The organism is Corynebacterium sp. KPL4015, assembly GCF_040225725.1.
Taxonomy (GTDB): Bacteria; Actinomycetota; Actinomycetes; order Mycobacteriales; family Mycobacteriaceae; genus Corynebacterium; species Corynebacterium rhinophilum.
Map to the genome: position 1 here is coordinate 19,116 of NZ_JBEHGF010000031.1, position 8,329 is coordinate 27,444.

The window sequence follows — 8,329 nt, forward strand, 5'->3', positions numbered from 1 at the left end:
CGTATTAGGTAAGTGCGCGGGCCCCTTTACTGTGTATCAGCACTAGCACCGGCTAGCGCTAGCAACTATCTAGTCCTGCCAGTCGAATGCCTGGCGTACCGGCTCGGATACCAGCTTGCCGCCGCGGGTCATGACGCCGGAGCGCAAGCCTGGGAAGCGCTCGATTGCGGCATCCAGGTTGTCGTTGGCTACCGCGCGGATATACGGCAGCGTCGCCGAAGCCAAGGCGCGGGCCGAGGTATTTGCCACCGCACCAGGCATATTGGCCACGCAGTAGAAGAGGGTGTCGTGGACCTTGAAGGTCGGCTCGTCGTGGGAGGTCTTGCGCGAGTTCTCGAAGCAGCCGCCTTGGTCGATGGCGACATCGACAAGCACTGCGCCCTCCTTCATCTTCTTCACGGTCTCCTCGCGGACCAGCTTTGGTGCCGCCGCACCTGGAATCAGTACGGCGCCAATGACGAGATCGGCCTCCTCCAACTCCTTATCCAGCGTGGACGGATCAGAGATCAGGGTGCGCACGCCGCCGGCGTACTGGTCATCAAAGCGCTGCAGGACGTGCGGATCCACGTCCAAGACCGTGACCTCTGCGCGCAGACCGTGTGCCATCGCAACGGCGGACGCGCCTACCTGGCCACCGCCGATGACCACCACGCGCGCAGGCTGGGTGCCCGGGATACCGGAGACCAAGAGGCCGCGGCCGCCCTGGGTGGACAAAAGGTGGTGTGAACCCTCAATGACGGCCAAGCGCCCAGCGACCTGGGACATAGGGGTCAAAAGCGGCAGGGTGCCGCGGCGGTCCGTAACGGTTTCATAAGCAATTGAGGTCGTCTTCGATTCCGTCAGCGCCTCCGTCAGCGGGCGATCCGCTGCCAAGTGCAGGTAGGTAAAGACGGTGAGATCCGAACGCAAGTACTGGTACTCGGACTCGAGCGGCTCCTTTACCTTCAGCAGGAGCTCGGCCTTGGCCCACGTCTCGTCTGCAGAATCAACGATGGTAGCGCCAGCCTCTACGTACTCCTCATCGGGGAAGGACGCGCCTACGCCTGCGCCCGTTTCAATGAAAAGCTCGTGCCCATCAGCAACCAAGGTCCGCACCTCAGTTGGGGTGAGGGCAACGCGGCTTTCATTATTCATGATTTCTTTAGGTACAGAAATGCGCACGGAGGTTCTCCTTCATGTGTTGGTTACAGAGGCGAAAATTTACTTCTCGCTGTCAGGTTAACGCAGAATACAAAGGAGAATATAAGTTTGTGTATATTTCACGAACGGGGGTGACAGCAATAATCACACTTTCCCCGATACCGCAGTTTATGCGGTTAAAAATCCACACCCGAAAAATACCTACTACCCCCGACTATTGGGTTATAGGTATTACTCACTGTCTGTTTTGGGCGGTGAGATCCCAGATTCGGGAGTAATTACAGAACCGATAGCCGCGTGGAACGGTAGATGCTGCCAAACGGTGCATCAAGGCGCACCCACCGACCAAGACTCGACACTCGCAGGTGCCGCGGAATATCCATGGAGGCAGAGAACCCCGGAATTAGCCCCAAGTTGGTGCAGGCAAAGATCATCCGCATCGGGATTTCCACCGTCTGTCCATTGCCTTCAACCGTGACCACGGTCTGATTAAGCAAACTGGGTGGCGGGCCCATAGGACCGGAAAACTCCCGGGTCAGCTTTTGACCTTGGTCCGAAAGGTCGCGAACCACCGCCACCGGCAGGGTATCCACCACGCTAAAGCCGGTGGCCGGGGGCAATGCGCCCGGCCACGACGCATCGCGAGCTGGGCCGAGTTCCATAATGCCGGTGCCATCGTGTTCCGCGAGCTGTTGCTCCAGCGTCTCCGCGGACACCACTGCCCCATCGCGGGAGACAACCCCCTGCACCCGCCGGGAGGCGACGACCTCGAAGGGGGTGGTCACGAAGGCATCGACAACGTCATCGGCAAGCTGGCGCAGGCGCACCGACGCATTCGCGTCTACCCCAACTGCGCGCGCAAGAAGGGCCCGTAAGCCAGGTCCTCCGCTGCGAACTTCAAACGACTCGGTGACCATGGCTAACGGGCCCTACCTTTCTTCATGTGCCTAGTGCGCCAGTTAGGAAGCGCTCATCTGCAGAATATCCTTTTCCTCATCCGTAAGCGGGCGCGGGGTGTGCTTCTTCTTGTCAATGACAACCTGCACACAGTTCACCGTGGCCGCTACCTCCCCAGCAGCGGTCTTGACCTGCTGGGTCGTGGTAAAGGATGACGAACCGATCTGGGAAACGGAGGTTTCCACGATGACGTGGGCATTGCCCTCAAAGGGAATGGGCCGCATATAGTCCACGTCGAGATGACGCACCAAGGCCATGAAATCGATACCCTTGGCATAGATATTCTCCTTGGCAAAAGCCAAGCGCGCCTCCTGGGCAACCTCGATATAGTTGGCGTTCATCATGTGGCCGCACATATCGAAATCGCCCCAACGGGTGGACACTTGGTGGGTATGCGCGTTATCGGTCGCCATCATTCTCCTCAGGAATTATCGGGTGAGCTTGCGGTGAGTTACGCGAGAAGGACGGGCGGCGTCTTCTCCCAGACGCTCCACCTTGTTCTTCTCATAGTCACCAAAGTTACCCTCAAACCAGAACCATTGCCCCTCGGCAACGTTGCCTTCCCACGCCAAAATGTGGGTACAGGTGCGGTCCAAGAACCAGCGGTCGTGGGAAATAACAACGGCACAGCCAGGGAATTTCTCCAAGGCGTTTTCTAGCGAACCCAGGGTTTCGACGTCCAAGTCGTTGGTTGGCTCGTCAAGAAGGATAAGGTTGCCTCCCTCTTTCAGGGTCAGCGCCAAGTTCAAGCGGTTGCGCTCACCACCGGAGAGCACCTTCGACGGCTTTTGCTGATCCGGGCCCTTGAAACCGAAGGCGGAAAGGTATGCGCGCGATGGCATCTCATTTTGGCCAACGTGAATATAATCCAGCCCGCCGGAAACGACCTCCCACACGGTAGCCTCTGGGTCGATATTCTCGCGGTTCTGGTCCACGTAGGACAGCTTGACGGTCTCACCGACCTCAACGGAGCCATCATCCGGTTCTTCCAAACCGACGATGGTCTTAAACAGCGTGGTCTTACCCACACCGTTCGGGCCGATAACACCGACGATGCCGTTGCGCGGCAGGGTGAAGGAAAGGTCCTTAATCAGGGTTCGATTATCGAAGCCCTTGACCAGGTTCTTCGCCTCGACAACCTTATTGCCCAAGCGCGGCGGCGTAGGAATCTGGATTTCCTCGAAGTCCAGCTTCTTGTACTTCTCCGCCTCGGCAGCCATCTCTTCGTAGCGCTCCAAACGCGCCTTGTTCTTGGCCTGGCGAGCCTTGGCACCGGAGCGTACCCATTCCAGCTCGTCCTTCAAGCGCTTGCGCAGCTTGGCGTCCTTCTTACCGGCAACCTGGAGGCGCTCTTGCTTCTTATCCAGGTAGGTGGAGTAGTTGCCCTCGTACGGGTACAGCTTGCCGCGGTCCACCTCACAGATCCAGCCTGCCACGTGGTCCAAGAAGTAACGGTCGTGGGTGACGGCCAAGACGGCACCTGGGTAATCCGCCAAGTGCTTTTCCAGCCACTCCACGGACTCGGCGTCCAAGTGGTTGGTGGGCTCGTCCAAAAGCAGCAGGTCCGGCTCCGTCAACAGGAGCTTGGCCAAGGCCACGCGACGGCGCTCACCACCGGAGAGGTTGGTCACCGGGGCATCGGAAGGCGGGCAGCGCAATGCTTCCATTGCCTGCTCGATCTTGGAATCAACCTCCCATGCATCGGCAGCATCCAGGTCCTCTTGCAGCTTGCCCATTTCTACCATGAGCTCGTCGCTGTAATTGGTCGCCATTTCTTCGGCGATTTCCTCGAAGCGCTGCTTCTTTTCAAAGATATCGCCGAGGCCCTCCTCGACGTTGCCGCGCACGGTCTTTTCTTCATTCAGCGGCGGCTCCTGCTGCAGGATGCCCACGGTAGCGCCCGGGTCGAGGAATGCCTCACCATTGGAGGGCTGATCCAAGCCGGCCATGATCTTCAGAATGGAGGATTTACCGGCACCATTGGGGCCGACCACACCAATCTTGGCGCCCGGGTAGAACGCCATCGTGACATCATCAAGGATGACCTTATCGCCAATTGCCTTGCGCACGTTTTTCATCGTGTAGATGAATTCGCCCACTTTTACCCCTTTGCAAAAATTTGGGAGACGTATTTATCTACACAAACACTACATCAGAATGCGCGCCTAGGTGCCTCGGGTCGGGCGAACCCGAGGCGGATGGCTGGCGCTATGCATGCACGGTTTCGGCGGTCTCCTCCTCTTGCGTTGCTACTTCCTCACTGTCCTGGGCTGCCACGCTATTTCCCGCTTGGATGCGGTCTGCAGCGGTATCGGCGGCGGTATCTCCCGGCGCGGAGTTATCCACGTCGGGCTCAACTTCGTTATCACCAAGCTCCGGAATAGCGATGTTTTCCTGGTTATATTGCGGCGCCAAGCGTTTTGCACCAATGACGTGGCGGTTTAGGTCCAAGCCCACATACTGTGCCTTGATAAAGGTGCGGTAGTGGTCCTTGCCCTCATCATCGCGCCACTGATCGGAGACGATCGAGCCGCAGACGAGCAATGGCATCCCTTTAGCCAGGGATTTCTTGACGTTGATGGCAAATTGGTTCCACATTTCCACGTCAATAAAGAGGTGGTCTACATCGCGCCACTGCTGCTGGCCGCGCTGGTTCTCCGCCTCGGTGCCGGTATCGGCGGGGCGGTCAGGAACGCGCCGTGAGGATGCGATGCGCAGTTTGGTTTTATATGCGCCGGTCGAGGTCTTGGTCAAGATCGGGTCTTGGGTAAGGCGGCCGGTGAGCATCACTGGGTATTGAGACATGGTGCTGAAATTCCTTTACTAGGTTGTGAGTTCGCGAGTGGTATGTCCCTCGCTCGCCTTCACATCCTGCTGCCGCAGCGCAACCCGCACCATGCTATGACCATCAGCGCTGTGGATAACTTGTTGTTCTCTTCAACAAAGTGGCGCCAGGATGGTCACTTTCGGGTGAGTTTTCCACAAGTGGCCGGCTATTTAGTGCCCGCGGAACCCGCTTTCATCGCCGTGGCTCATATTCTCCAGCATCGCGTTATAGCGGGCGAGCTCAGCGTCATCGTCCGCCTCCGCCTGCACGTCGTGGCGCCGTGCGGTCGCGCGGTCATCGCGCAGCCAATCCAAGAAGAGCTTGCCAAAGACAATGACCAAGGGGAATTGGCCAAAGCCCCAGGCGATGCCCCCACCCACGCGCTGATCCTGCAACAGGTCCTGATCCCAGGGCAGCTCGAGGTACTGATAAAAGTCGAGGCCAAGCACCGTTTGCAGCTGCATCAGGTACACGCCGGCGAAGAGGTGGAAGGGCATCGACAAGAAAAGCATGCCAAGGCGGAAGGGCGTGGAATGGCGCTTGGGCAGGGGATCTGGGCCGATGACTTCCCAGAAATAGAAGTAGCCGGAAATGAGGAACACGTAGTTCATGATGAGGTGGCCGGCGTGCTCCGAAATGGCGAATTCGTACAGGCTCGGGAAAAGATAGAGCACGTAGAGGAAAAACAGGTACTGCGCCAAATTCACGAAGGGATTGGTAATGATCCGCACGAACGTGGATTGGGTCAGCGCCAAGGCATAATCGTGCAGGCTGGGCTGGCCCTTCGGACCCGGCTCGTAGGCCTCCATGACCAACGTGACGGGCGCGCCTAACACCATGAGCAGCGGAATGGTCATAGACAAAATCATGTGCACCAGCATGTGAATGGAATACATGGCCGGCATGTACAGACCGAGGCCCGTGGACATGACGAGCGTAAGTCCCAGCGAGCCCACCATAAACCACGCGGTGCGCCCCTTGTCCCAGCTCAACCCGCGCTTGTGCACGCGGTAGACCAAGTAGCCGTATGCCGCGGCCAAGAGTAGGCCAATCGTGCCAAACATGATGTCAAAGCGGAACATCGTCCAGATATTGAATACCGTGGGCGCCTCATGCAGGTTATAGCCCATAAGGATCTGCATGGAGCTCAAATTTGGGTCCCGCGGCGGTGGTGGCACGGTGCGCCCCAGGGTGATGGCTACGCCAATCGTTCCCGCCATGACTGCGAGCTCCACGATGGCGATACGGATAAAGAGCCGCGGGTTTCGATCTAACTGCGGAATGGTGAGCTCACGGTGGATAAGCCCCATAATGCCCAGCAGAATGGTGAGCACGAATTTGGTAATCAGGATAATGCCGTAGGGTGATTGCGGCAGGTCCGAAATATCCATCCGGATGAGCGTATTGACCAGGCCGGATACCGCCAGCACGACGATGGCCATGAACGCGATGGTGGAATAGCGCTTGACCGCAAAGGCGAGATTCGGGCCCAAGCGCCGGCCGTGCGCGATAAGCGCCATGAGGCCGCCTACCCAGAGCATCACAAATACCAGGTGCCACAGCAGCGAGTTCGTGCCGTAATCGTGGTCGCCGCCGGTCGCCGAGTGGCCCTCAAGTCCGATGGGAACTACTTGCAGGATGGACAGCAACAGCAGAACCGGCTGCATGGCCCAGGTGCGACTGAGTCTGCCAATAATTCCCACGGTAAGGGCGATGAGCACCGCAATCCCCCACACGATGGTGGAGGAAATTTCCGTAAAGGCCATTTTCAGAATGGTCAGGTTGAAGACCTTAAAAAACGGCGTGCCGGTAAGGTCCGACATGATCATCGGGATTTCTACCAGCCCCACGGCCGCAACGCCGAAGGCCGACCACGTACCGGTGCGGGCGGCGATATGGCCGTCAACCGATAATGGTGCCCCGATGAGGGAATCGTTCTCGCCACGCGGGGCGATGAGAAACGACGAGGCCAAAAAGGAGCCCACAGAAAGCGCCATCAAGAGCCACGCCAGCCCACGAAACAGCGGCAGGCCAAAGGTGGTAATCCGCCCAGGGTCCGGAATGCCCAAGGCAGCCAAGGAATCCGCCAATAAGAATAAGGAAATGAACCCGGCAACCAAGCCAGCAAAAAGCATTGCTGCAATAAAAATTCCCCAGGAAGGACGGGGTTTTTGCGTTCCAGACTGCGTGCTTTTGACCAGCTTATTGACCATAGCTCGCATTCTATAGGGCCACCCTAATGCAAAGCGAACGCATATTTTTCCCCTGGATATGCCATGATAGAGCCTATGGACACCCGTCAACTTCTTTATTTCCGTGCCGTTGTAGACAATGGGTCCTTTACCCATGCCGCCGCAGCCCTCGAAATGACACAACCCTCCCTGAGCCTTTCCATCCGCAAATTGGAAAAGGAGCTCAATACCCAGTTGCTGTCCCGGGGTCGTTCGGGCGTAACTACCACGGAGGCGGGTGATTATGTCTATGACACCGCCCTTAAGGTTGATGCCCTGCTTGCCGATGCCCAGCGCCACATCAGAGAAATCACCGGCGATAACGCCAATACCGTCTCCCTGACGTCGTGCCCCATTTTGAACTGGGAATTTACCCCTTCCATCCTCTCCGAGCTCACCGAAATCCACCCCTCGGCTCGCATTAGCTTGGATGATTCCACTGCGGCCACCGCCGTTAAGCGACTATTGGAGGGCCAGGTGGACCTCGCGCTCTTGCCGACGTCCGACCCCAAAGCCTTCATTCGCCGCTACTCCCCCGAGCTGACCATCCACGACGCCGCCGAGTTCGATTACACCCTCGCGGTGCCAGAAAGCCTGTCGCACCTCCCCTCCCCGATCTCCTTGCGGGACTTGCGCGAGGAAACCTGGCTGGTGCCTCCCCACTGCCGCGAGCTTCCCGGCATGGCAGAGCTCTACGATGAACTGTGGGAGAACCACCCCTCCTACAAGCCGAATCACATTCAAGACGTGACATCGCTGCACGCTGCCATTCCGATGATTTCCAGTGGCTTTGGCATCAGCTTCATGCCACGGTGCGCCCCCGCGCTGCATCCGCAGGGCATCGCTTCGCTAACGGTCAAAGAGGAACTTCCGCGGTTCCACGCCATCGTGGCGTACCGCTCCGACCGCGAACTGACCCCAGCCGCCCAAGAATTGGTCGGTATTTTGCGCACGCACAATTCCGCCCGCCCCCTGGCTTAGAAATCACCGTGGCCGTGGGCTAATATGAGTGTGCTGTCCAGCCCCCATAGCTCAGCGGATTAGAGCAGTGGGTTTCTACCCCATGTGTCGCGGGTTCGAGTCCTGCTGGGGGCACCGTGTCATGAGTCGCGACATGCTTGACAGGTCAGTCGCGACATCGTTGACAAACCGGCATCTCAGTCGTTTTTGTTCT

Annotated in this window: 7 protein-coding genes and 1 tRNA gene; 2 read left to right on the forward strand and 6 right to left on the reverse strand. The window is 58.2% G+C overall.

The annotated features are described in order from the left end of the window. Nucleotides 1-69: 69 nt before the first annotated feature. The 6 genes from ald to ABRP64_RS10390 all read right to left on the reverse strand — a co-directional run bounded on the left by ald (nt 70) and on the right by ABRP64_RS10390 (nt 7,146). Entirely contained in the window at nt 70-1,161 is a 1,092-nt protein-coding gene (gene ald, locus ABRP64_RS10365; protein WP_284771296.1) for an alanine dehydrogenase, read from the reverse strand. Between the two features lie 257 nt (nt 1,162-1,418). After that, complete coding sequence (locus ABRP64_RS10370; RefSeq protein ID WP_284771297.1) at nt 1,419-2,057, reverse strand: DUF8185 domain-containing protein; 639 nt, start codon at nt 2,055-2,057, stop codon at nt 1,419-1,421. Nucleotides 2,058-2,099: 42 nt separating this feature from the next. Then, nucleotides 2,100-2,513: an acyl-CoA thioesterase gene (locus ABRP64_RS10375; protein WP_349866370.1), complete on the reverse strand. Its 414-nt coding sequence runs from the start codon at nt 2,511-2,513 to the stop codon at nt 2,100-2,102. 12 nt (nt 2,514-2,525) lie between these two features. Beyond that, complete coding sequence (gene ettA / locus ABRP64_RS10380; RefSeq protein ID WP_284852643.1) at nt 2,526-4,196, reverse strand: energy-dependent translational throttle protein EttA; 1,671 nt, start codon at nt 4,194-4,196, stop codon at nt 2,526-2,528. A gap of 109 nt (nt 4,197-4,305) precedes the next feature. Then, nucleotides 4,306-4,902: a single-stranded DNA-binding protein gene (locus ABRP64_RS10385; protein ID WP_284852644.1), complete on the reverse strand. Its 597-nt coding sequence runs from the start codon at nt 4,900-4,902 to the stop codon at nt 4,306-4,308. A gap of 192 nt (nt 4,903-5,094) precedes the next feature. Further along, a complete protein-coding gene (locus ABRP64_RS10390; protein ID WP_410762391.1) occupies nt 5,095-7,146 on the reverse strand; it encodes a bifunctional copper resistance protein CopD/cytochrome c oxidase assembly protein in 2,052 nt (683 codons plus the stop codon). Between the two features lie 66 nt (nt 7,147-7,212). On the opposite strand from ABRP64_RS10390, the gene ABRP64_RS10395 reads away from it, so the two are divergent. Next, nucleotides 7,213-8,136: a LysR family transcriptional regulator gene (locus ABRP64_RS10395; protein WP_284771302.1), complete on the forward strand. Its 924-nt coding sequence runs from the start codon at nt 7,213-7,215 to the stop codon at nt 8,134-8,136. Nucleotides 8,137-8,176: 40 nt separating this feature from the next. Next, a tRNA-Arg gene (locus ABRP64_RS10400) sits at nt 8,177-8,250 on the forward strand. Nucleotides 8,251-8,329 lie beyond the last annotated feature (79 nt).

Excerpts from the sequence above, each read along its gene's own strand:
- ABRP64_RS10395 (WP_284771302.1), top strand. The coding sequence starts at position 7,213 with ATGGACACCCGTCAACTTCTTTATTTCCGTGCCGTTGTAGACAATGGG.
- ABRP64_RS10375 (WP_349866370.1), bottom strand. The coding sequence starts at position 2,513 with ATGATGGCGACCGATAACGCGCATACCCACCAAGTGTCCACCCGTTGG.
- ABRP64_RS10370 (WP_284771297.1), bottom strand. The coding sequence starts at position 2,057 with ATGGTCACCGAGTCGTTTGAAGTTCGCAGCGGAGGACCTGGCTTACGG.
- ABRP64_RS10385 (WP_284852644.1), bottom strand. The coding sequence starts at position 4,902 with ATGTCTCAATACCCAGTGATGCTCACCGGCCGCCTTACCCAAGACCCG.
- ABRP64_RS10390 (WP_410762391.1), bottom strand. The coding sequence starts at position 7,146 with ATGCGAGCTATGGTCAATAAGCTGGTCAAAAGCACGCAGTCTGGAACG.